Annotated in this window: 17 protein-coding genes; 2 read left to right on the forward strand and 15 right to left on the reverse strand. The window is 66.3% G+C overall.

Annotated elements, in window-relative coordinates; translation table 11 throughout:
* Positions 1 to 16 precede the first annotated feature (16 nt).
* Together lpxC and ftsZ are read right to left on the reverse strand one after the other, a co-directional pair.
* Complete coding sequence (lpxC, locus tag JIP62_RS05210; protein WP_201103843.1) at positions 17 to 916, reverse strand: UDP-3-O-acyl-N-acetylglucosamine deacetylase; 900 nt, start codon at positions 914 to 916, stop codon at positions 17 to 19.
* A gap of 154 nt (positions 917 to 1070) precedes the next feature.
* Positions 1071 to 2654 (reverse strand): cell division protein FtsZ, encoded by a 1584-nt coding sequence (gene ftsZ, locus JIP62_RS05215; protein ID WP_201103844.1) that lies wholly within the window; start codon positions 2652 to 2654, stop codon positions 1071 to 1073.
* Between the two features lie 312 nt (positions 2655 to 2966).
* Here ftsZ and JIP62_RS05220 point away from each other — a divergent pair, with 312 nt between their 5' ends.
* The gene (locus tag JIP62_RS05220) at positions 2967 to 5012 is read left to right on the forward strand and encodes an alpha/beta hydrolase family protein (RefSeq protein ID WP_201103845.1); all 2046 of its coding nucleotides are present in this window, start codon (positions 2967 to 2969) and stop codon (positions 5010 to 5012) included.
* Positions 5013 to 5543: 531 nt separating this feature from the next.
* Here JIP62_RS05220 and JIP62_RS05225 read toward each other — a convergent pair.
* The 13 genes from JIP62_RS05225 to JIP62_RS05285 all read right to left on the reverse strand — a co-directional run bounded on the left by JIP62_RS05225 (position 5544) and on the right by JIP62_RS05285 (position 23419).
* Positions 5544 to 8582: a TonB-dependent receptor domain-containing protein gene (locus tag JIP62_RS05225; RefSeq protein ID WP_230974875.1), complete on the reverse strand. Its 3039-nt coding sequence runs from the start codon at positions 8580 to 8582 to the stop codon at positions 5544 to 5546.
* A gap of 165 nt (positions 8583 to 8747) precedes the next feature.
* On the reverse strand, positions 8748 to 10070 hold the full coding sequence (gene ftsA / locus JIP62_RS05230; RefSeq protein ID WP_201103846.1) for a cell division protein FtsA: 1323 nt from the start codon (positions 10068 to 10070) through the stop codon (positions 8748 to 8750).
* Between the two features lie 23 nt (positions 10071 to 10093).
* Complete coding sequence (locus JIP62_RS05235; RefSeq protein ID WP_201103847.1) at positions 10094 to 10993, reverse strand: cell division protein FtsQ/DivIB; 900 nt, start codon at positions 10991 to 10993, stop codon at positions 10094 to 10096.
* The gene (locus JIP62_RS05240) at positions 10981 to 11916 is read right to left on the reverse strand and encodes a D-alanine--D-alanine ligase (protein ID WP_201103848.1); all 936 of its coding nucleotides are present in this window, start codon (positions 11914 to 11916) and stop codon (positions 10981 to 10983) included. Before JIP62_RS05240 ends, JIP62_RS05235 begins: the two co-directional genes overlap by 13 nt.
* A 13-nt stretch (positions 11917 to 11929) precedes the next feature.
* Positions 11930 to 12841 carry a UDP-N-acetylmuramate dehydrogenase gene (murB, locus tag JIP62_RS05245; RefSeq protein WP_201103849.1) on the reverse strand — a complete coding sequence of 304 codons (912 nt, stop codon included), beginning with the start codon at positions 12839 to 12841 and terminating at the stop codon, positions 11930 to 11932.
* Positions 12838 to 13299 carry a hypothetical protein gene (locus JIP62_RS05250; protein ID WP_201103850.1) on the reverse strand — a complete coding sequence of 154 codons (462 nt, stop codon included), beginning with the start codon at positions 13297 to 13299 and terminating at the stop codon, positions 12838 to 12840. The genes murB and JIP62_RS05250 overlap by 4 nt, the downstream gene beginning before the upstream one ends.
* A complete protein-coding gene (gene murC / locus JIP62_RS05255) occupies positions 13296 to 14735 on the reverse strand; it encodes a UDP-N-acetylmuramate--L-alanine ligase (protein ID WP_201103851.1) in 1440 nt (479 codons plus the stop codon). Before murC ends, JIP62_RS05250 begins: the two co-directional genes overlap by 4 nt.
* 84 nt (positions 14736 to 14819) lie before the next feature.
* The gene (gene glyS / locus JIP62_RS05260; RefSeq protein ID WP_201103852.1) at positions 14820 to 16985 is read right to left on the reverse strand and encodes a glycine--tRNA ligase subunit beta; all 2166 of its coding nucleotides are present in this window, start codon (positions 16983 to 16985) and stop codon (positions 14820 to 14822) included.
* Positions 16985 to 17872: a glycine--tRNA ligase subunit alpha gene (locus JIP62_RS05265; protein ID WP_201103853.1), complete on the reverse strand. Its 888-nt coding sequence runs from the start codon at positions 17870 to 17872 to the stop codon at positions 16985 to 16987. Before JIP62_RS05265 ends, glyS begins: the two co-directional genes overlap by 1 nt.
* Positions 17873 to 17952: 80 nt before the next feature.
* A complete protein-coding gene (locus JIP62_RS05270; RefSeq protein WP_201103854.1) occupies positions 17953 to 18723 on the reverse strand; it encodes a fasciclin domain-containing protein in 771 nt (256 codons plus the stop codon).
* Between the two features lie 216 nt (positions 18724 to 18939).
* The gene (locus JIP62_RS05275) at positions 18940 to 19809 is read right to left on the reverse strand and encodes a 4-(cytidine 5'-diphospho)-2-C-methyl-D-erythritol kinase (RefSeq protein WP_201103855.1); all 870 of its coding nucleotides are present in this window, start codon (positions 19807 to 19809) and stop codon (positions 18940 to 18942) included.
* 16 nt (positions 19810 to 19825) lie between these two features.
* Positions 19826 to 21694, reverse strand: a complete 1869-nt coding sequence (locus JIP62_RS05280) for a tetratricopeptide repeat protein (protein WP_201103856.1) — start codon at positions 21692 to 21694, stop codon at positions 19826 to 19828.
* Positions 21695 to 21766: 72 nt separating this feature from the next.
* Positions 21767 to 23419, reverse strand: a complete 1653-nt coding sequence (locus tag JIP62_RS05285) for an electron transfer flavoprotein-ubiquinone oxidoreductase (RefSeq protein WP_230974902.1) — start codon at positions 23417 to 23419, stop codon at positions 21767 to 21769.
* Between the two features lie 191 nt (positions 23420 to 23610).
* On the opposite strand from JIP62_RS05285, the gene JIP62_RS05290 reads away from it, so the two are divergent.
* Entirely contained in the window at positions 23611 to 24411 is an 801-nt protein-coding gene (locus JIP62_RS05290; protein WP_201103858.1) for a uracil-DNA glycosylase, read from the forward strand.
* Positions 24412 to 24439: the final 28 nt, after the last annotated feature.

Here is a 24439-nt window from a genome sequence, read left to right on the forward strand (position 1 = left end):
GGGGAGACAGGGGGCCTTAGCCCACCATCGCCATGTCCGGCACGCGGACCGTCTCGCGCCAGCTTTGCGGATTGGCCAGCAGAGCACGGACCAGCAGGTTGTTGACCGCATGGCCCGCCTTGACGCCCTCATAGCGGCCCAGAAGGGGTGCCCCCAGGACGTACAGGTCGCCGATGGCGTCCAGAGCCTTGTGCTTGACGAACTCGCGTTCCATCCGCAGGCCACCGGGGTTCAGGATCTGGTCGCCGTCGATGACGACCGCGTTTTCCAGGCTGCCGCCGCGCGCCAGACCCGCCTGACGCAGGGCCTCGACCTCATGGGCGAAGCCGAAAGTGCGGGCGGCCATGATCTCGGACCGGAAGGTCGCCTCGTCCACCACGAAATCGACGACCTGATTGCCGATGACCGGGGTCGGGAAGTCGATCTCGAACCGCATCTCATATCGGTCGCAGGGCAGCAGGGCCGCGGACTTGTCGCCGTCCGTGACGCGGATCGGCTCTAGGATCTCGATATAGCGCACCGGGGCCTGCTGAGGGCGGAAGCCCGCGCGGTCCAGCAGTTGCACAAACTGCAGCGCCGACCCGTCCAGGATCGGCAGCTCCGGCCCGTCCACCTCGACCACGGCATTGGAAATGCCCAGGGCGCAGAAGGCGGCCATCAGATGTTCGATCGTCGACAGGCGGGTGCCGGCCGCGTTCTGGATCATGGTGTTCAGGCGGGCATCGACCACGGCCTCACCCGAGACGGGGATGCGGTTGTCGCGATCGGTGATGTCGGTGCGCACGAAGACGATGCCCGCACCAGGCGCGGCCGGACGCACGGCCAGGCGCACGCGCTGACCCGTGTGGACGCCCACCCCGGCAATGATGGCCGGCGCGACGATCGTCCGTTCATGATGGTCGTGTTGGACCGACACCAGAAAAACTCGCACTCACTTTGCGCAAACTACGCCCCAGGGACGGTCTAGCGCACGTATCGCAAGTGCGAAATCAAAGTCAGGTTTCGGATTGTTTCGGTTTCGGTAACCGTGGCGACGCCTCCCTCCCCGGCGGGAGAGGGAGGCGTCTCTATCAGTTGGCCAGACGGCGCAGGAACGCGGGAATTTCCATGTCGTCCGCCGGTTCCGGCTGTTCGACCTGCGGTGCCGCCTGGGTCATCGGCCGCATCTGGGCCGACTGGCGCGAGGCTTGGGGCGTCGTGGGCGTATAGCTCGGCTGGGTCTGACGCTTCTTGCCGAACAGGCTCCAGCCGGTCTTGCGGTGATGATCCCGGTCGTAGTCCTCGTCATAGGCTTCCGGCTCCGGGCGACTGCGCGGCGCGGTCGGCTCCAGATAGAGGTCACCCTGGGCGGCCGCCGTTGCGGGACGGGCCGTCGTTCCGTGATCGGCTTCGAACGCCTCGACCCACGGGTCCACGATCGGCTCCAGCACCCGCTCCTCGGCCACATGGATCACGGGCTCGGGAGCCGCCACGCGGCTGGCATAGACAGGCTGGGCAGCGGCGGGCGCTGACTGGAAGGTCGGCACGACGGGGGCGGCTTCGGCCCGGGTCGGTTCGGCGCGGACCGCCTCGGCGCGGGTGTGTTCGTAACGCGCCGGCTCCCGGATGGGCTCGCGGGCGGGTTCCGGGGCGCGCGTGAAGTTGCCGGTGCGGCGGCTGTCCTGGGTCGGTTCGATCTTCGACATGACCGCTTCGTCCATGCCCGTCGCCACGACCGACACGCGGATGCGGCCGTCCAGCGAGGGGTCGAAGGCCGCCCCGAAGATGATGTTGGCGTCGGCGTCCACCTCGCCCGCAATGGCGTTGGCGGCTTCGTCGACTTCCAGCAGCGTCATGTCCATGCCGCCGGTGATGTTCACCAGCACCGCCTTGGCACCCTTCAGGCTGGTTTCATCCAGCAGCGGGTTGGCGATCGCGTTCTGGGCGGCCATCAGGGCACGGTCGTCGCCCGCGGCCTCGCCGGTGCCCATCATGGCCTTGCCCATTTCGGACATCACGGCGCGGACGTCGGCAAAGTCCAGATTGATCAGGCCCGGCAGGATCATCAGGTCGGTGATCGAGCGCACGCCCGAGTGCAGAACCTGGTCGGCCATGGCGAAGGCGTCGGCAAAGGTCGTGCGTTCGTTGGCGACGCGGAACAGGTTCTGGTTCGGAATGACGATCAGGGTGTCGACATAGCGTTGCAGCTCGGCGATCCCGCTGTCGGCCAGCCGCATGCGGTGACGCCCCTCGAAGGTGAAGGGCTTGGTCACCACGCCCACGGTCAGGATACCGCGGTCGCGCGCGCATTTGGCGATGACGGGCGCAGCGCCCGTGCCGGTCCCGCCGCCCATGCCGGCGGTGATGAAGACCATATGGGCACCCTCCAGGTGACCATAGATTTCCTCGGCGCTTTCCTCGGCGGCATTCATGCCGACTTCGGGGTGGGCACCGGCACCCAGGCCCTGGGTGATGGTCTCACCCAGCTGGATGCGACGGTCAGTCTTGGCGAACGACAGATGCTGGGCATCGGTATTGGCCACGACGAACTCGACCCCTTCGAGGCCGGCATCGATCATGTTGTTGACGGCATTGCCGCCGGCTCCGCCCACGCCGAATACGACGATCCGGGGCTTCAGTTCCGTGGACTGCGGACGCACTAGTGACAAAGACATTTCGTTTCCGACCTCAACCGACCCTGCCCTTCTCCACCACCGCGAACGCCCCGCCGAATCGCAATGGTTATGAGCGCGTTAAGGAAACACCCGAACGCCTTAAGGGAAAGTTACCGATTAGGGCGAGTCGGGCCGGATGCCACCGATTTCGTTAAGATTCCTGTTCGGCAGCGCCACTTATTTGACAAGATGACGCGCGGCGGCCCCGGCAAGCATGTGTTGTAAGTGGCCGGAGGATTTGATTGTATGGATTTCACCGCGCTGTCGGTCAGCGTTTTTTGGAATAGTCCATTGTATAAACTGAAAATCTCCATGCTGGCCCTCGCGATGGCCGCAGGTCTCGGTAGCGTGGCCATGGCCCAGACGCAGCCCGCCACCAATGTTCCGCCTCAGGACGTAAACGGCAGCCGGCCCGTGCCGCCCACGATCGCCCAGTTCGCAGCCTTTCCGCTGATGTCCGGCTTCGTCGTTTCGCCGGACGGCCGTCACATGGCCGCTCTGGAAGGCTCGGGCGAGGACCGAACCATCCTGGTGTGGGACACCTCCGACCTCAGCCGTCCGCCCAACCGCCTTTCGTCCACCCAGATGAAGATCCGCAGCGTCGCCTTCGTGAAGAACGACGTGCTGGCCGTTTCCATGTGGCAGACCTACGACTTCAACAGCGGCGGCGGGGTGGTGAAGACCTTCCTCAGCAAGCTGTATCTGACCGACCTCGAGGGCAGCGACTGGCGCGATCCCATGACCGCCCTGCCGACACGTTCGGAAAGCGAAGAACAGGCCGCGCGGCTGAGCAGCCCGGGCGTGGTCGATGCCCTGCCGAACGATCCCAACAACATCCTCGTCTCGGTCGGTGCCGACGTCTATCGCCTGAACGTGCGCAACAATCGCGCCGAGCGCATCCAGCGCGGCGGCGAGCGGACCATCGGCTATGAGACGGACCTGAACGGCGAGCTGCGCGTCCGGGTCATCATCGATCGCGACGCGACGGGCCTTTACACCGCAACCCAGTTCCGGACGGCCAATGGTGCCTGGGAAGAACATGCGCGGTCATATGCACGCGATCGCGAGGTGTTCAGCATCGCCGGCTTCTCGACCGATCCGAACATCGCCTATGTCATCTCCAACCGCGGTCGGGACAAGGCGGCCATCTTTGAGTACAACGTCGCCACCCGCACCATTGGCGAGGTGCTGTTCGAGCATCCGCTGTTCGAAGCCACCGGCCTGTCTATCGAGACCACCCAGGGGCCGAACTTCGGCGAGATCGTCAGCTTCAGCTACGGCGGTCCGCGCACGACCGACTTCCCGGTGCTGCCGGGTTATGCCTCGATGGTCGACGGCATCGAGCAAGCGCTCGGCATCGAAGAGACCCCGGTCCGGATCACCGATCCGGCCACGGGCAACACCCGCACCATCCGTTATGCCAACGACCGCTACATCGACGTCGTCTCCATGTCGGACGACATGAAGGTGGCCGTGATCTGGGCGGGCGGCGTCAACGATCCGGGTGAATTCTACCTGCTGCGCGAAGGCGCGGCCCTGGTGCCGCTGGCCAAGCCCTATCCGCAGATCCAGGCCGCATCGCTCGGCTCCACGTCGCTGGTTTACTATGAGGCGCGCGACGGGTTGGACATCCCCGCATTCCTCAGCAAGCCGTCCGAAGTGCTTTACGGCCCGGGCCCCTACCCCACCGTCATCATGCCGCACGGTGGCCCCTGGTCGCGGGACGAAATGGCCTGGGACGGCTCGATGTGGCGTCAGTTGCTGACGTCGCGCGGCTATGCCGTGCTGCAGCCCCAGTTCCGCGGCTCCGACGGCTGGGGCAAGCGCCTCTGGCTGGCCGGTGACAATGAGTGGGGCCAGAAGATGCAGGACGACCTGGACGACGGCGTCCGCTGGCTTGTCTCGCAGGGCGTGGCCCAGCCAGACCGGGTGGCCATGTACGGCTTCTCCTATGGCGGCTATGCGGCCATGGCCGCGTCGGTCCGTCCCGATGGCCTTTACAAATGCGCCGTCGCCGGGGCCGGGGTGTCGGATCTGACACGCATCCGGTCGTCGCTGTTCAACAATCCCTATACGCGCGAGGCTCAGCGCGACACCGTGAACGGCCTCAGCCCGGTCAACGAGGCATCGCGCATCGGCATTCCGATCATGGTCTTCCACGGCGTTCGCGACCAGACGGTGCAGTTGGAGCAATCCGATGCCTTCGTCCGCAACGCCCGGGCCAGCGGCCAGGACGTGCAGTACACGGTGCTGGAGGACTATGGCCACGGTCCGTCCTGGACCCGTGCGATCGCCGCTCAGCAACTGTCGCTGATCGATGACTACTTCAGGACCGGCTGCGGCGGCTCCGGCCTCTAAGCCATGACCTGACCACTCAGGTCAGGGCCTTCCGAAATGACGGCGTTCGTCCCCAGGGACGGACGCCGTTTTTCTTGGCCTGAACACAAGGTCACTGGCGGCCAAGGCCCGCCGGCAGGAGCACCCTGCCCCAATGGCGCACGTCAAGGACGATGGCCCGAAGGGACGTCTAAGGTCTGTCTTGCTGTGTCGATCAGATGGGCCGGACACGTCACGCGTCGCGCGCGGGGCTGTCGCGCGTCGTGCAGCCGCTCGCCGCCTTGCCCCGGTCTCGCGGCGCGGCTCGGCTTGGCTCGGCACAGGCCGTAAGGCCCGCGCTCATGGAGTTATCGCGCGACCGTCGGCCTTGGGATGCGTGGCGCTGCGCGGTCGTGCCCTTGGGAGTCTTGGCCTCCCTCGGCAGCCCGAGGTGGAACAGGCAAAAAGGAAACTGACGGCCTGACCCGCGCAGGCAGGACCCAGCCTGGCGGCAAAAAGAAAGGGCGGCAGGTCGAAACCTGCCGCCCCAGTCTTTTAGTCAGACCCGATGGATCAGAAGGACTTGGTCAGGGCGATGAAGCCCGTGCGTCCGACGTAATCGTAGCCCGAGTAGAGCGGCGCATTGCCGATCCGGTTGTAGGCACCCTGCGAGATCGAGGGCAGGTCTTCGTCGAACAGGTTACGAACACCGGCGGTGATCGTGAACTCGTCCGCCGCGTACTGCACCGACATGTTGTGGATGTAGTAGTCCGGCGTGTCGAAGACGTAGTCCGACGGACCCGACAGACCCACGTACTCGTAGGAGTCCTGACCGGCGATCCATTCCACGCCGTAACGGACGCGGAACTGATCCCAGGCGTAGCTCAGGTCGGCAGTCGCGGTGTACTCCGGAGCGCCGATCGTGCCGTTGAACTCGTCCAGCGGATCATCGGCGAACAGCTGCGAAGCCTGCGTCAGGAACTGGGTGACCGACAGGTTGGCCAGCAGCGAGCCGGGGCCCAGTTCGCGGGTCCAGCGCGCGTTGTAGTCGATGCCTTCGACGATGTCGGTCGAGACGTTGGTGTAGCTGTCGCGGACCGTCAGAGCGCGGCTGCCGGTGGTCGAACGTTCCACCAGGCGGCACAGGCCGTTGTCGGCGGCGAAGTCGGCAGCCGTGGAGTCGTAGCAGCGCGACAGGATCGCACCGGAGCCCACGCGGCTGACGCCGTCGTTCACTTCGATCTCGTAGTAGTCAACCGCGATCGACAGATCGCCGAAGAAGGTCGGGAGCGAAGGCTGCAGGATGATACCGGCAGTGAAGTTCGACGAGGTTTCGGCCGCCAGAGCGCCCGTACCCGCACCACCCTGGCTGAACACCGTGATGCCCTGCGTGGCCGTGAAGCCGGGTGCCAGGCCTTCGCTGGCGCAGTTGGCGGCGCGGTTCGCGAAGACGCCAGCAGCGTCGTAGTTGTTGCAGGGGTCGCTGGACTGGTTGAGGAAGCCGCTGGTGGCGCCCAGGAACTGCTCGAACAGCGCCGGAGCACGGTACGAGGTGCCGTAGGTGCTGCGCAGGCTGATCCAGTCGAACGGGGTGTAGACCAGGCCGACCTTGTAGGTCGTGTCGTCGCCGTACGAGTCGTAGTCGGTGTAACGACCCGAGACGTTCAGCGTCAGTTCCTGAGCCAGCGGCAGGTTGGCCAGCAGCGGGATTTCCAGTTCGCCGAAGACTTCATAGACCGAGTCCGTACCACGGGTCGGCAGGGCGGTCGTCAGGTTCAGCAGGTTGTTGTTGATGCTGTCCAGCGGCGGGGTGTCGTCGATTTCGGCGTCGCGGAACTCAGCACCCAGGAAGGCCATGATCTGACCGGCGGGCAGCGAGAACAGCGGACCGTCGATGCCGACCGTGACCGTGGTCTCTTCGTACATCGTGTTGCCGAAGACCGGCTGGAAGACATAGTTCTTCCAGTTCTCGGGCAGGACACCGCCGACGGTCTGCGACGTCAGGAACGGCGCCGGGATACAGTTGGCGCTCGGGTTCGTGACGTTGACGGCGCAGGTGACCGTGCCGGTCAGACCGGTGGGCAGGACGCCCGTGCGGGTCAGTTCGGCGCGGGTGCCGACCGGAGCGACGACGACGTTCAAGCTGTCGCGCAGGCGGTTGGTCAGGAAGGACTCGAAGGTATAGGTCGAGTCCGAACGCGCGTAGCTGACGTTCAGGTCATAGCGCCATTCCGGCAGCAGGAAGTCACCACGGATACCGGCGGTGTACTTGATGAAGTCGTTTTCCTGCGTGCTGGTGTCGTTGCCGAAGCCGATGAAGGCACGGACGCCGACGTTGACGCCGGGCTGCGAGGTCGGCTGCGGGGCCAGGAAGTTCGAGAACTGCAGGTTGGCCGGGATCAGCAGGCTTCCGCGGTTGTAGTCCAGCGACAGCTGACGGTAGCCCGTCTGGCTGGATTCACGACGGTTGACCAGCAGTTCGCCGTAGACTTCGGCGTTGCCGAGGGCGTTCAGGTCGTAGGCGCCTTCCAGGAAGACGGTGGCCACTTCAGCCGGCGAGATCAGCGAGCGGTTCAGAATGCGCGGCTCGAAGGTGTCGCGGATGTTCAGGTTCAGGCCCGTGGCGCCAACGCCTTCATAGCCCACCAGGCCGGTCGTGACGGCCGAGTTCGGACGCCAGCGGTTGAAGGTGCCAGCGTAGGTGCTGGGAACGCCAGCAGCGCGAGCGCCGAAGGTCGAGGAGGTACCGATCGTGTTGATCGTCACGCCGTTCGAGCCGGTGCCGGTGATCGGGTAGCACTTGCGCTCGTTGGTCAGCGGATCGATGAAGTCGCTGAACTGGCCGGTGGCGCGATTCAGGCGGTAGTCGGTGTTACAGGCCGTGAAGTCGCGATCGCCCAGGGCGATCTCTTCGCGGTTGTAGTACTCGGCCGAGCCGGAGATGTGCCAGCGGTCGCCGCTCAGGCCGCCGACAACCGAGACACGCGCCTGGTCGCCCGCGCCATTGGCTTCGGTCGGGAAGTTGTACTGACCTTCGAAGGTGATGCCTTCGATGTTGTTGCGGGTGATGATGTTCACGACGCCGGCAACGGCGTCCGAACCGTAGATCGACGAGGCACCGTCACGCAGGACTTCGATGCGCTCGATCATGGCGGTCGGCAGAACGTTCAGGTCGGCCGAGCCAACCGAACCGCGCGAACCGGCCGGCGAGACGCGACGGCCGTTCAGCAGGACCAGGGTCCGCGACGGGCCAAGGCCGCGCAGCGACAGGGTGTTGGCACCCGGGCCACCGTCGGTGACGAAACCGCCGAAGGCGTTGTTGATCTGCGAGCTGCCGCCCGTGACGCCCGTGCCCTGCAGGACCTGGGTGGTCGAGTTGTAACCGGCGAGGACGGTTTCTTCGCGGGTGACGACCTGAACCGGCGACGGCGAGTTGTAGGTGTCGCGGCGGATGCGCGAACCAACGACGACCAGTTCGTCGACTTCGGTGGCTTCTTCTTCGTCTTGATCCTGCGCCATGACCGCGGTCGGGGCGAAGGCCATCATGCCGACTACGGCGAGACCGGCGACGACGGTCGAGTTGAGAAGTCGCTCTTTAGAAAACTTGATCACTTATGAATCCCCCGAAGAACTGTCGGACCAAAACACTGATCGACTCGAACGGTGTGAGGATGGGTCTTAGCGATCATGACACAAGCAAGGCAAGTGTCGGGCTGGGACATGGTGGAAATTGGCGCAGAACCGTCACGATCAAGACACACTTTCGCGTCTGACGTATCACAGGTTTTCGCGAAGCCATCCGGACAGACGCACGATCATATTGCCGCCGTGAACGCGGGGCGCGTCGGCAGCGGTGATCTGACGGGCCATCAGCTTGCGGGCCGAGACAGCTTCGCGTGGGCCATAGGCGGCGCGCAGCAGAATGCCCGCCGCCGAGCAGAAGGCCGGGCCTGATGCTGCGTCGGCCAGGTGCGGCGCACGCTGGGGCCGGCCCAGGCGCACCGGCCGGTCGAACACCCGCACGGCCAGTTCGCGCACACCGTTCAGCTGGCTGGCCCCGCCGGTCAGGACCAGTCCCGTCCCCGGCTCCAGACCGACGCCGGCGCGGCGCAACCGGTCGCGCAGCATTTCCAGGGTCTCTTCCACCCGCGGAGCTATGACCGTCTTCAGCATGGCCCGCGGAAAGACCACCGCCCCTGCTGCGGCATCTTCGCCGCGCGGCGGAGCCTCGACCATTTCCCGGTCCTCGTTCGGAGAGGCCATGGCCGATCCGTGCAGGGTCTTCAGACGCTCGGCCCCTGCCCGCGAGGTCGACAGGCCCCGAGCAATGTCAGAAGTGACATGATCGCCGCCAAAGCCCACGCTTTCGACGTGCAGCAGTGAGCGCCCGCCCCACACGGCGGCCGAGGTCGAGCCTCCACCCATGTCCAGGCAGACGCAGCCCAGGTCCATTTCGTCGTCTTCCAGCGCCGCCAGCGACGACACCACCGGGGCCGCCACCACGCCCTGAAGGTCCAGGTGCGCCAGGGCCAGGCAGTGCCCCAGGGCGCTGAACGCCCCCTCGGCCATCGACACGACCAGGAGGTCGAGGCTCAGCTTGCTGCCGCGCATGGCGCGTGGATCGTGGACGCCGCGCGCCCCGTCGACCGACCAGCCGATCGGCAGGACGTGGATCGGGCGGCGGTCCGGCAACTTGATCTGGGCCAGGGCGATGCCGATGGCGCGGGCCAGGTCCGCATCGCCGACCGGCGTGGTGCCCAGCGAGACCTCGGCCTGAACCCTGTGGCTGGCCATCTGGCCGATGGCGGTCGAGACGATGACGCCCGACACCGGGGCCCCGGCCGCGCGCTCGGCCCGTTCGACGGCCTGGCCGATGGCCTGGGCCGCCTCGTCCATATTGACGATGGCCCCGCCCCGCACGCCGCGCGACTGGACATGACCGGCACCCGCGACACGGATGGTGGAGTCGGCATGGCGCACGCCGTCCGGCTTCATGATGAAGCAGGCGACCTTGGACTGGCCCAGATCCAGCGCGACCGTCGGCAGTCGCCCGGCTCCTCGCGCCTGATCCAGCGTCAGTTCACCCTTGTGTCCGGCCATGCGTCGCAATCCTCAACTCAAGCTCAGGCGTCGTCGGCGGTCAGCCGAACGGTAATGGCTTCGGGCACCCGAAGGTCGATGCGCGTGAACCCCAGGTCCAGCAGGCGCTGTCTCTGGTCCAGCGCATCCAGCTGAATCAGCGCGGCCTCGGGATCCCGGGCGGGCAACAGGATGACACTGCCGTCCTTCAGACGCAGATCCCATCGGCGCCCGTCGACACGCACCAGGGCATCCATGCGCGACATCAGGCGCGGCCGCTGGGCGATCAGGGGAACGATCTCGCCCGCTGCCTCATCGGCCCCGCGCCCCACGACCAGCGGCAGTCCGGCGTAACGGCCGGGGTCCGCGCCATGGATCACCTGTCCCTGGGTGTCGATGACCACGACCTGACCGGCGGACTGCCAGACGGCGAGGCGGTCATGCTCCACCACCTGGATCACCAGGGTGTTGGGCAGCAGGCGGACGATCCGCGCCTCCTTGACCCAGCCCACGGCCTGCACCCGCTCGCGCAGGGCGTCCAGATCGATCGATGTGATGGCCTGTCCGGCCGACAACTGCACCGCCTGCTGGATCGCCAGGGTCGCCTCGGGCGATTCCCCCTCGATGCTGACCTTCTGCAGCTTCAGGCCCATGCCGGCGGTGACGCCATCCATGCCCTGGCTGAAGGCCGCACCGATGCGCTCGGCCCGCGAGCCGGTCGCCATCACGCCGACCAGCAGCAGGGTTCCGGCGGCGATGGAGATGAGAACGGCACGGGGCGAGAGGTCCAGGCGGCCGATCGCCGCCAGCTTGCCCGGTACGCCAGAGGCGGATTGGGGCCTGCGCTGGGGCCCGCGTCCGCGTGCCGGCCCCTTCGGAGCCGCCGCCCGTTTGGGAGCCTGACTTGAACTCTGTCGCCGACCGCCACGCACTACCGCGGGCATGAGGCGTCCTCCACCATCCACCGGACCAGATCACGATATCCCATCCCGACATGGGCGGCCTGCTCTGGAACCAGAGAGGTCGGCGTCATGCCCGGCTGGGTGTTGACCTCCAGAAGAACGAGAACGTCCTTAACATCGTCATAACGAAAGTCGGATCGTGAAACCCCTCGGCAACCCATTGCGGCATGCGCCCGCTCGGATTGGCGCAGCGCCGCCTCAAAAACATGGGGCGGCAGATCGGCCGGAAGTCTGTGGACAGAACCGCCCGGCGCATACTTCGCCTCGTAGTCGTAGAAGCCCTTGGTCGGGGTGATGTCGGTCACGGTCAGGGCGCGCGGGCCGTCCGCCTCACCCAGGACGGCGACGGCCAGTTCCTTGCCAGGGATATAGGGCTCGACCATCACCTGCTCGCCATAGGTCCAGTCGTCGGCCCCGACCGCGGCCTGGGTCGGATCGCCCTCTGCCACCAGATAGACGCCGACGGACGAGCCCTCGGCATTGGGCTTGATGATATAGGGCGGGTCGATGACGTGGCGACGCGCCACCTCGTGCCGGTCGAACAGGCCCCCGCCCGGCACCTCCACCCCCGCCTGACGCAGCACGGCCTTGGTCCGGGCCTTGTCCATCGTCAGGGCCGAGGCCAGGACGCCGGAGTGGGAATAGGGAATCTGCAGCGTCTCCAGAATGCCCTGGACGCAGCCATCCTCGCCCCAGGCTCCATGCAGGGCGTTCAGGACGACGTCGGGTTTCAGATCGGTCAGCACCTGGGCCAGGTCCCGGCCCGCATCGACACGGCTGACCCGCGCCACCTGCCCCTCCAGCGCCAGGGCGCATTGCTCGCCCGAACTCAGCGACACTGCCCGCTCGGACGACAGCCCGCCCAGCAGGACGGCGACGTGCAGTTCAGAGAGGGGGCGTTTCATGACAGGAGCGAGCTCAGAGAGGGCGGCCGATCCTCTTGATCTCCCATTCCAGGTTTACGTTCAGTTTACTTTGAACGTCGGCGCGCACCGCCTCGCCCAGACCCTCGATGTCCGCGGCGGTCGCCTCGCCCGGATTGATCATGAAATTGCTGTGCAACTCGCTGAACATCGCCCCTCCGCCGGTCACCCGGTGCAGCTTGCCGCGCCATCCGGCCTCGTCCACCAGCTTCCAGGACGAATGACCCGGAGGGTTCTTGAAGGTGGAGCCGCCGGTCTTTTCGCGGATCGGCTGGGTCGTCTCGCGCCGGGCAGTGATCTCGGCAATCCGGCCTGCGACGGCGGCGGGATCGTCGCGCGTGCCCCGGAAGGTCGCCTCCATCCACAGGATGTCTTCGTCGTATCCGTTGTGGCGATAGGAGTAGCCGAAGTCCTCGACCGAATAGTCTCTCAATTCCCCGGTGCGCGTCACGCCCCTGGCGGACACCAGCACGTCCTTGGTCTCGGACCCATAGCAGCCCGCATTCATGACCAGCGCCCCGCCGATCGTGCCCGGAATGCCGGCATAGAACTCCAGCCCCGCCAGACCCGCCTTGGCCGAAGCCTTGGCCACCATGGCGTCCAGGGCCCCAGCCCCCGCCGTGATCGTGTCGCCCTCGGTCGCGATGCCGGCAAAGGCCCGCCCAGCCAGACGGATCACCACCCCCTCGACCCCGCCGTCGCGCACGATGACGTTCGATCCGACGCCCAGGACGGTCACGGGCACGGCCGCATCCAGCGCCTTCAGGAAATCGGCCAGGTCATCAGCATCGGCCGGAATGAACAGGGCCTCGGCGCTTCCGCCCACCCGGAACCAGGTGAAGGGGGCAAGGGGTTCGTCCCGCAGCAGCTTGCCGCGCACGGGGGGAAGGGTGTCACGCCAGGTCATGCTGCAATCCCAGGATCGCGGATGGAGCGGAAGGTGATGTAGCACTGGTCCGCATCGACGACGGAAATCACCAGATCAATTTCGAGGGCATAGGTTTCGCGCACCCACCGTTTCCAAACCCAGCCGATCGCTTCCGCATTCGCTCGGGCTAAGTCGAGATCGAAATACTCTTCACCCTCATTGAGCAGTCCGACACTGTTGATGGTCTCCTCGGCCGTGTCGATATCCGGCTCACCGCCGCCGAACTCCGCCTGATCAAATAGATCGTCGATCATCGCCTGGTCGAACCGCGACTTGACGAACAGGCCACCGCGATAGCTGATCAGTTCAGGGAACAGGAGGCGGTAGTGCGCCAGCGTCTCGCGCTGATTGCTGCCATAGAACCGGACGTCATCATCTTCGCCCGGCACGCCGGGCGGATGCAGAGCCTGGACGAGAGCTTGGCTCTCCTCGCTCACGCCAGCGCCTCCAACTGCCCCGGCAGGGCATAGGCCCACTGGGTGATGTCTCCGGCACCGAGCAGAACGACCAGGTCGCCGTCCTTCGCCTCGGCCGCGATGACGGCGGGCAGGACCTCCACGCCCTCCAGCGGCTGGACCGAGCGATGGCCGAAGCGGCGGATGCCATCGACCAGGGCGTGTTTGTCCACGCCCTCGATCGGGGCCTCGCCCGCCGGATAGACGTCGGCCACGATGACGGCGTCGGCGTCCGAGAAACAGGTGGAGAAGTCCTCCATCAGGTCGCGCAGCCGCGTGAACCGGTGCGGCTGGACCACGGCGATGACCCGGCCGGACTCCTCGCCCTTCTGGGCCACCTGGCGCGCGGCCTTCAGGACCGCAGCGATCTCGACCGGGTGATGGCCATAGTCGTCGACGATGCGGACGCCGCCGACCACGCCGGTGGTGGTGAAGCGCCGCTTGACCCCGCCGAACCCGGCCAGGCCCGCCCGGATCGCCGCGTCCGAGACGTCCAGCTCGCGCGCCACGGCGATGGCGGCCAGGGCATTGGCGACATTGTGCCAGCCCGCCATGGGCAGGTGCAGGCCCTCGATCCGCGTCGGCTCACCCCCCGGCGTGCGCGACTGGATCACCACGTCGAACCGGCAGCCGTCGGCGGCCATGTCGCAATGCTCGGCCCGGACCATGGCCTGGGGATTGACGCCATAGGTGACCAGCCGCCGGTTATCGACCTGGGCCACCAGCCGCTGCACTTCCGGGTGATCCAGGCAGACGGCGGCAAAGCCGTAGAAGGGAATATTCTCGACAAAGTCCACGAACGCCTGCCGCACCCGGTCGAAATCACCATAATGATCAAGGTGTTCCGGGTCGATATTGGTGACGATGGCCACCGTGGACTTCAGCCGCAGGAAGCTGCCGTCGCTCTCGTCCGCCTCTACAACGATCCAGTCGCCGTCGCCGACCTTGGCGTTGGTGCCATAGGCATTGATGATGCCGCCATTGACCACCGTGGGGTCCAGACCCGCTGCATCCAGCAGGGCCGCCACCATTGAGGTCGTCGTGGTCTTGCCGTGGGTCCCCCCGACCGCGATCGAGAATTGCAGCCGCATCAGCTCGGCCAGCATCTCGGCCCGGCGGACCAGGGGAATGCGGCGCTCGCGGGCCGCGACCATCTCGGGATTGGTCGCCTTGACCGCCGTCGAATAGACGATGGCCGAAACGCCATCGGTCACATGCTCGGCGTCATGGCCGATGAAGATGCGCGCACCCAGCCGCTCCAGCCGCACGGTATTGGCGCTGGCCTTGGCGTCAGAGCCCTGAACCGAATAGCCGATCTTCAGCATGATCTCGGCAATGCCGCTCATGCCGATGCCGCCGATACCGACGAAATGAACAGGACCGAGGTCGAAGGGGACGGGGCGAAGGCGTGCGATCATGCCAAGCGTCTTAGCGAGGCTCGCCCGCGATTGCACCCTCCCCTTTTCGTCTGCCCGTTCAAGGGTGGGGAGACCTCGAAAGGCCTACCCCGCCACCTGACCGAAGTCGGCGACGCGGCCCATGACGTCACGGACCTGCCCCAGCAGCTTCAGCCGGTTTTCGCGCTCGGCCGGAACGTCCGAGTTGACCATGACGTCGGTGAAGAAGGCGTCGACCGGACCGCGCAGGGCCGCCAGCGCCGTCATGGCCGCGGCGAAATCCTCGGTCTCCAGCGCGGTATCGACGGCCGTGCGGGCAGCGGCGGTGGCCATGGCCAGGACAGTTTCCGCCTCGGGCTGGTTCGGTAGGCCGGTCTTGACCATGCCGGTCGGCAGCTCGCCCTTCTTGGCCTCGGCCCGCAGGATGTTCGACGCCCGCTTGTACCCCGCCAGCAGGTTCGCCCCGTCATCGGTCGCCAGAAAGGCATCCAGCGCCTCGACCCGCCGCACGATGCGCACGAGGTCGTCGTCGCCCAGGGCGAAAACGGCGTCGACGAGGTCATGGCGCCTGCCCTGGTCGCGGAGAAGGACCTTCAGGCGGTCGGCGAAGAAGCTAGATGCATCCAACGCCTTCTCGGACCAGAACGTCTCGCCTAGCCCGACTTCGGTCCAATAGCCGAACGCACCGCCAGCAGCGATGTCGAGCCGATTGAAAGTGATATCGCCGAGCTCGCTAGCTTCAGGATCGTGTCGCGCTGTGGGTTGACGCCCAAGAATCAAGCCAGACTTTTCGGCTACGTTTCCGATTGAGAATGGAGCAATGCCATTCTCCAGCACCAGCCGGATCACCCCCAGCGCCGCCCGCCTCAGCGCGAATGGATCCTTCGATCCTGTGGGCTTTTCGTCGATGGCGAAGAAGCCGACCAGGGTGTCCAGCTTGTCGGCCAGTGCGACGGCGACCGTCAGGGGCGCGGTCGGCACCGAGTCCGCCGGGCCCTGGGGCTTGTAGTGGTCGCGGATGGCGTCGGCGATGGCATCGCCGTGGTCGGCGCGGGCGTAGTAGCCGCCCATCACCCCCTGCAGTTCCGGGAACTCCCCCACCATGCCGCTGGCCAGGTCGGCCTTGGACAGGCGGGCGGCGGTTTCGGCCTCAATGGGGTCGGCACCGACCAGGGGGGCGATCTCGCGGGCCAGGGCGGCGATGCGATCGACGCGTTCGGCCATCGTGCCCAGTTTGGCGTGGAAGGTGACGCCTTCCAGCTTCTTCAGCCAGGTCTCGAAGCCGACCTTGCGATCCTCGTCCCAGAAGAAGCGGGCATCGTTCAGCCGGGCCGACAGCACGCGCGAATTGCCCGCCGCCAGCGCCTTGCCGCCGTCCGACGCCTCGACATTGGCGACAACGATGAAGTTCGGGGCCAGCTTGCCGGTCGCCGGATCGCGGACGGCGAAATACTTCTGGTGCACCTTCATGGACAGGCGGACCACCTCGGGCGGCAGATCCAGGAACTGCGGGTCCATCTCGCCCAGGATCGGCGTCGGCCATTCGGCCAGGCCCGACACCTCGTCCAGCAGGCCGTCGTCATCAACCAGATCCAGCCCCCGCTCGTGGCAGGCGGCGCGGGCAGCCTCCAGGATCCGCACCTTGCGGTCGGCGGCGTCCAGCAGGACGTAATGCTGTTCCAGCTTCTTCCGGTAATCGGCGAAGTCGTGGACCGTGAAGGGCCGCGCCTTGCCCAGGAAGCGATGCCCCTCGGTGACGTTTTCGGCGACGATGCCGTCGATCTCGAACCGCACGACATGGCCGTCGAACAGGCACAGGATCCGCTTCAGCGGCCGCACCCAGCGCAGGGTTCCGTCGCCCCACCGCATCGACTTGGGCCAGGGGAAGGTCCGCACGATCGCCTCGACCATGTCGGCGATCAGGTCGGTCGTCTTCTGACCCGAATGACGCACCACCGCGATCCAGACGCCGTCCCGCTCGGTCAGTTGTTCGCGCGTCAGGCCGGTCTTGCGCAGGAAACCTTCCAGCGCCTGATCCGGTGCCGAGGTGCGCGGCCCCTTCAGCTCTTCCTCGCGGTCGGGCGTGGACGCAGGCAGGCCCTCGACCACCAGGGTCAGGCGGCGCGGACCGGCAAAGGTGGTCAGGGCCTCATGCTCCAGACCCGCCGCCTTCAGCCGCTCGGTCGCCATCCGCGCCAGATCGCGCGCGGCCCCCGCCTGCATGCGGGCGGGGATTTCTTCGGAAAACAGTTCGAGAAGAAGCTGGGGCATCAGGCGGACGCCCTTTCCTGTTCGACATAGGCGACGGCGCAGGCCTTACACAGGTCGCGGATGCGGCCGATGTAGCTCTGGCGTTCGGCGACGGCGATGGCACCACGCGCGTCCATCAGATTGAACAGGTGCGACGCCTTCAGCACCTGGTCATAGGCGGGCAAAACCAGAGGCTGGCCCTGAGGTCCGGTCATGGCGAGCAGGCGGCGCGACTCGGCCTCCATGTCCTCGAACCGGCGCTTCAGGCCGTCGACGTCATAGCCATGGAAGTTCGCCTGCGACTGCTGGCGCTCATTCTCCAGGAAGACCTCGCCATAGGTCAGACCCTCCTTGGTGAACTTCAGGTCATAGACGTTGTCCACGCCCTGGACATACATGGCCAGCCGCTCCAGCCCATAGGTCAGCTCGCCCGAAACGACGTCGACTTCCAGCCCGCCGACGCCCTGGAAATAGGTGAACTGCGTCACCTCCATGCCGTCGCACCAGACCTCCCAGCCCAGGCCCCAGGCCCCGACGGTGGGGTTTTCCCAGTCGTCCTCGACGAAGCGGATATCGTGCAGCTTCGGATCGATCCCGATTGCCGCCAGCGAGCCGAGATACAGCTCCTGAAGGTTGTCCGGATTGGGCTTCAGAATGACTTGATATTGGTAATAGTGTTGTAATCTATTGGGATTTTCGCCGTAACGGCCATCACCGGGACGGCGGCTGGGCTGGACGTAGGCCGCCTTCCACGGGCGGGGGCCCAGCGCGCGCAGGACGGTGGCAGGGTGCAGGGTCCCGGCCCCGACCTCTACGTCATAGGGCTGCAGTATGGCGCAGCCCTGTTCGCCCCAATAGCGGTGCAGGGTCAGGATCAGGTCCTGGAAGGCAAGCGGCTGGACAGTCACGGAAAGCTTTCGAAAGGCGCAAAAGCAAAAGGCGGCGGACCCTAGAGCCCGCCGCCTCTGACTTCAACCGGAGCCCGCGATTACTGCGGGTCGGCCGGGGTCTCCTGGTCCACCGGGGGCGTTTCGGTGGTCGGCTCTTCGGTCGGCATCGGAGTAGCCTCCTCGCTCGGCACCGGGGCCGGCGCGGCCTCGGTCACAGGAGCCGTCTCATCGACTTCGGCGGGCGGCGTGGCTTCGGCCGCAGGGGCCGCCTCTTCATCGCCCATGGCCGCCTGTGAGTTGGCCGGGTTCAGGACGGTGTCGATGGCGAAGACGGCGCCGTTGCCAGCGTCGATGTCGGCCTGGACCACAGTGGCGGCATCGATCTTGATCGCGTCACCCGTGCCGTCCAGCTGGACGCGGCTGCCCGCCGCCGTTTCCACGGGACCGCGCGCGCCATTGATCTGGCTCGAGTTCACGTCAGCCACGATGACATGATAGAGCAGCAGCTCGCGCAGGTCCTCGGCATTGGCCGGGTCCATCAGGCGCGTGCGGTCGGCCTCAGGCAGGGCGGCGAACGCCTCGTCGGTCGGCGCAAAGATCGAAATCGCGGGCGTGGTCGAAAGCACATTGGTCAGCTGTGCCTGTTCGATCGCGGACAGCAGGGTGGTGAAGCGACCATCCGCCTTCAACACCTCGATCAGATTGTTGGCGACGGCCGGCGTGGCCGCAGCCTGGGCCTGGGGAGCGGCCGGCTGGGCGGTCGCGGCAGCCGGGTCCTGCGCCGGGCTCATGGCGTCCTGGGCAAAGGCGGCGGGGGCGGCAAACAGGGCGGCAGCCGCAGCGGCGGTCATCAGACGGGCACGAAACATGACAGTATCCTTCTCATTTGGACGACCGCGGGAGGGGGAGGCGGTGCGGTCGCTTCAGTCAAAGACTGCGATGAACAAGTCCTGAATGTTCTCGCCAGTTCCATATCGGCCACATCTGGCGAAAAAGAATAACTGACCGAAGGTTATATTCGGACGATTTCAAGACCAATGCCGCAGCATAGTCTTAAAATTGCCTCACAACCCGCAATGGGGGCATCAATCGCCCAGAATACAGGCCGAAACCCATCCCTTATACTGTGACGAACGAAGAAGGGTCGCCGCCTGTTCGGCGGCGGCGTGATCGCGGCAAAGGCCAAACACCGTGGCCCCCGACCCCGACATCCGCGTCAGGATGACACCCGGAAGAGCGGCGACCGTGGTCAGGGTCTGGCCAATGGCTGGTGCCATGGATACCGCCGGATCCTGCAGATCGTTCCTCTGGGCGGCCAGCCAGGCAATCACCTGGCCCGTCCCCCATGACCGTGGCGGTGCGGGGCGATCAGCCGATTGCAACGGCCCATCGTCATAGGCGCGATAGACCGCTCCAGTCGGCGACGGCACACCGGGGTTGACCAGAAGGCCGAACAGAGGCGGCAGAGAGGGCTCCGGCGTCAGCACGTCACCGCGACCTTCGGCCCAGGCCGACCGAGGAAAAAGACACATCGGTCCGTCGGCCCCCACCGTCGCCGCTACCCGCGACAGGGCCGCATCATCGATCGGCAGGGCCAACACCTGCCGTGTCAGGCGCAGCGCTGTGCCGGCATCGGAAGAGCCGCCGCCCAGGCCAGCGGCGATCGGCAACCGCTTGTCCAGCGTCACCGCGACCTGCGGCTCGCCGATGCCGCATGCGTGCCCCAGTGCCCGCAGCGCCGTCAGGATCAGGTTCTCGCCCGGCCCGTCCAGTCCTGCCGCAAACGGCCCTGTGACCGTCAGAGACAAGCGATCGGCCGGCGCGACGGCGATCCGGTCGCCGATGTCGGCAAAGGCGACCAGACTGGCCAGCGGATGGTAGCCCTGAGCGTCGACCGGGCCGACATGCAGGAACAGATTGACCTTGGCCCGCGCCAGGTCCGAAACGGCGGTCACCACAGCCAGCCTGCGATCAGGGCCGAGCGCCGTCCGACACCGGCGTCGGCGGTGCCAGTCCTTCGGCCAGTTTCTTCTCGACTTCCGAGCGGCGCTGGGCATCGGGATCCAGCGTCAGGACGCGGTTCCATTGAAATGTCGCCTCGCGCCGTCGCCCTACCTGCCAATAGGCATCGCCGAGGTGGTCGTTGATCTCGGCATTGGCCGGTTCCTTGTCGACCGCCTGCTCGAGCGTCTCGACGGCGATCTCATACTGACCCTGGCGATACTGGGCCCAGCCGAGCGAGTCCTGGATGTTGCCGCTCTGAGGATCGGCAGCATGGGCGCGCGCGATCATTTCGGCGCCCTGATCCACCCGCCGGCCGCTGTCGACCCACAGATAGCCGAGATAATTCAGGGCAGAGGGATCGTCCGGTCGAAGCTGCAAGGCCGCCCACAGGGCATTTTCGGCCAGGACCACATCGCCGCGCGACTCATAGGCTGCACCGCGCAGGAAATAGACCTCAAACCCCTGATCCACCGTATTCAGCAGAGGGCCGTTCAAGATCTCGAGCGCCTCGTCATAGCGTTCGGTGGTAAAAAGCTGCGCCGCAAGCAGATAGGCGATCTCGGGCTGGTCCGGCGTGGCCTGGGCGGCGCGCTGGAACTCGGTCAGCGCAGCCTCGGCATTGTCTTCCTGCTGCCAGCTCAGTCCGATCTGGGTCCGGGCCGACGAATACAGAATCGGGTTCGATGGCGAGACCGTCTCGAAAACCGCTCGGGCCGCAGGATGCAGGCTGGCTTCGCTCAGCGCTGAACCGAGGGCCAGACGAAGCCCGTCGTCTGGATCGACGCTGAGGGCCAGCCGCAGATAGACCGCCGCGAACTCGTGCGCGCCTTCGGAGGTGGCCAGGGCTGCGGCCGACGACAGGGCCTGGGCCGCGCCCTCTTTCAAGGTCGGCGCAGGCGGCGGGCGGCGGCGGGCGGCCGCGCGCTCACGGGCCTGGCTCAGGCGGCGATCCTCAGGTGAAGCCGCCAGGGCTTGTTCATACAGGGTAACGGCCTCGGCCCGCCGACCCCGACGCTCCAGAAACTCACCGTAAGACAGCGTGAAATTGGCCCGTCCCAGAGGCTGAGCCATCAACAGCCCATACTCGGCATCCGCCTCGTCATACCGGCGCAGATGTTCCAGAATCATCGCCCGATTGTGCCGCGAGATCAGGCTTGCGGGATCGCGGGCAGTGCGCGAGGGCGCACGCGTCGCCAGTTCCTCATCGCCTGCCGCCGCAGCGATGAAGGGCAGAATGAACTGTCCGGCACGGTTGTGAGGGCGGCCGATTGGGCGCTCGGCGATCACGGCCAGGGCCGCGTCGGGGTCGCCCTCAGCGAACGACTGCACCACGCTGACCAACCGCCCCGCCTCGCTCAGGACAGGCGATACGGTGTCTCCCGTCGGCGCGGTCAGGGCCGCGAAATCCAGATCACCGCTGAGCAGATTGGCCAGAAACGCCTGGTCGCGGACCAGGACCTGCTCAGGGGTCAGGGCATAGGCCTGTCGAAGATAGGCCGCGCCGACCGCACCTTCGCCGCGACTGTTGGCCAGTCGTCCTGCCAGGAACAGGCCATAGGCGGTCGTCCCCTCCGCCGTGGTCGGCACCGGCGACCACTCCGCAGGGATCGCGACGATGGCTTCGGGCTCCGGCGGCTGAACAGCCGGGCCGGGAGCGACCACCGCCGGGGGCATGGCCTCGACCGGCCTGGGCTCGGCGTTCGACGGCTCGGTGACGGGCGGCTTGGCCACAGGCTCCTGTACCTCAGGCTCCTGGGCCAGGACCGGAACAGCCACCACCAGGGCAGCGGACAACATCAGGGAGAAGCGAAGACCATGCATGAGCGACAAGGTCATCGGTTTGTATGTCCGCCGCAAGGCCTCTCGCCGCCGGGATGTAGGATTCCTCGCCCGTGCGGCGAGGGGCGATCACATATTCGGATAGTTCGGCCCGCCGCCGCCCTCCGGTGTCGTCCAGACGATGTTCTGCGACGGATCCTTGATGTCGCAGGTTTTGCAGTGGACGCAGTTCTGGGCGTTGATCTGGAAGCGCGGATTGGACTTGCCGTCCTCGTCGTAGAGCACCTCATAGACCCCGGCGGGGCAGTACAGCCGCGCAGGCTCGCCATATTTGGGCAGGTTGACCTGGATCGGCACGCTGGGGTCCAGCAGCTTCAGATGCGCAGGCTGCTCCTCGGCATGGTTGGTGTTCGAGATAAACACCGACGACAGCTTGTCGAACGACAGCTTTCCGTCCGGCTTGGCATAGACGATGGGCTTGTGCTTCGCCGCCAGCTCGGTGGAGGCGGCGTCCGTCTTGACGTGTTTCTGGGTGCCGAACAGCGACAGGCCGCCGAAAAGGGTGCCGAACCACATATCGAACAGGCCCAGCGCCCCACCCAGGGTGGTGCCGAACTTGGTCAGCAGCGGCTTGGCGTTCCGGACGCGCTTCAGCTCCTGATAGACCCAGCTCTTTTCATAGGCCGCCTGATACTCGACCAGCTGATCGCCGGACCGGCCCGCCATGACCGCGTCATAGGCAGCGTCGGCGGCCAACATGCCGGTCTTCATCGCATTATGGCTGCCCTTGATGCGGGGCACGTTCACGAAACCGGCGGAACAGCCGATCAGAACACCGCCGGGGAACGACAGCTGGGGCACCGACTGGAAGCCACCCTCGGTGATCGCCCGCGCACCGTAGGAGATGCGGGTGCCGCCCTCCAGGTGTTCGCTGATCGCCGGATGATGCTTGAACCGCTGAAACTCGTCGAAGGGCGACAGATAGGGGTTCTTGTAGTTCAGGTGGACGACATAGCCGATCGCCACATAGCGATCGCCGAAATGGTACATGAAGCTGCCGCCGCCGGTGAACTCATCCAGAGGCCAGCCGGTGGTGTGCTGGGCCAGGCCGGGCTGGTGCTTCTCTGCCGGGACCTGCCACAGCTCCTTCAGGCCGATGCCGAACTTCTGGGGCTCAGCCTCATCGCACAGGTTGTGGCGCGCCATGATGGTCTTGGCCAGCGAGCCCCGCACCCCTTCGGCGATGAAGACATATTTGCCGTGCAGCTCGATGCCGGGCTGGAAATCCCCGGTCGGCTGGCCATGCTTGTCGATGCCGAAGACGCCGGCGACCACGCCCTTGACCCGGCCCGTTTCCTCTTCCCAGACCACATGGCTGGCGGCCATGCCGGGATAGACCTCGACGCCCAGGGCCTCGGCCTGTTCGCCCAGCCAGCGCGCGACATTGCCAAGGGAGGCGATGTAGCAGCCGTCGTTGTGCATCATCGGCGGCAGCAGGGCCATCGGCAGGGACACCTGTCCCATGGGGCCCAGGATCATGAACCGGTCCTTGGTGACGGGTGTCTCCAGAGGGGCACCGCGTTCCTTCCAGTCCGGGAACAGTTCCGACAGGGCGCGCGGGTCGATGACCGCGCCGGACAGGATGTGGCCGCCGACCTCGGCGCTCTTTTCCAGCACGGCAACGGAGATGTCCTTGCCGTCCTTCTCGGCCCGCTGCTTCAGGCGGATGGCTGCGGCCAGGCCAGCGGGGCCGCCGCCGACGATGACGACGTCATACTCCATGACCTCGCGCTCGACGCCGCTCAGGGCTTCCAGAGCGGGCAGCTTGTCGATCACCGCGTCCTGCCAGGCGTTCTTTGCGCCGCCTTCGATGGCTTCATCGGCCATGGATTGCATTTCCTCGTCTAGAATGGGGTCATTGCCTTATCGGAAGGTGACGCACGGGCGGTCAAGGCTTATCCCTGTCCGAACTCATGAACGCATCAACGATCGAATTGGCCGCGACCGAGGCCCTGCTGGCCTTCTGGCGCGATGCAGGCGTCGACGCCTGCTATGCCGACGCGCCGATTGATCGCACCCACATTGCTCCGCCACCGGCCGCCAAGGCGGTCGCCCGGGCCACCGCCACGGTGACGCCCCTGCCGCTGAGCGGTGCTGGCCTCAACGATTCCGTGTCGGAGGCGCGCCGCCTGGCTACGGCGGCCGACAGTCTGGAGGCCCTGGCCAAGGCCGTGGCGGATTTCGAGGGGTGTCCGCTGCGTGGCATGGGAGCCCGGCAGTCGGTCTTCGGTCGCGGCGATCCGGCGGCCCCTGTGCTGGTCATCGGCGAGGGGCCCGGGGCCGAAGAGGACGAGCGCGGCGAACCCTTCGTCGGCAAGGCGGGGCGGCTGCTGGACCGCATGCTGGCGGCGGCGGGGCTGGAGGGAAAGGTCTTCATCACCAATACCGTCTTCTGGCAACCGCCGGGCAATCGCACCCCCAGCCCGGCGGAACAGGCGGTCTGTGCCCCCTTCGTGGAACGGACCTTTGCGCTGATGCAGCCTCGGGCCGTTCTGCTGCTGGGCGGGGCGGCGTCGAAGTCCGTGCTGCAGAGCGACGAGGGCATCATGCGACTGCGCGGGCAATGGCGCGAGTGGCGTCTGGCGGAGGGCAATGTCTCTGCACCCGTGATGCCGACGCTGCATCCGGCCTTCCTGCTGCGCCAGCCTCAGACCAAGAAGCAGGCCTGGGCCGATCTGCTGGCGTTGGCGGTCCGGCTGGAACAGGCTGACTGACTCAATCTCGCCCCATTGAGACGCGAGT

This window comes from Brevundimonas vitisensis, from assembly GCF_016656965.1.
Classification (GTDB): Bacteria; Pseudomonadota; Alphaproteobacteria; order Caulobacterales; family Caulobacteraceae; genus Brevundimonas; species Brevundimonas vitisensis.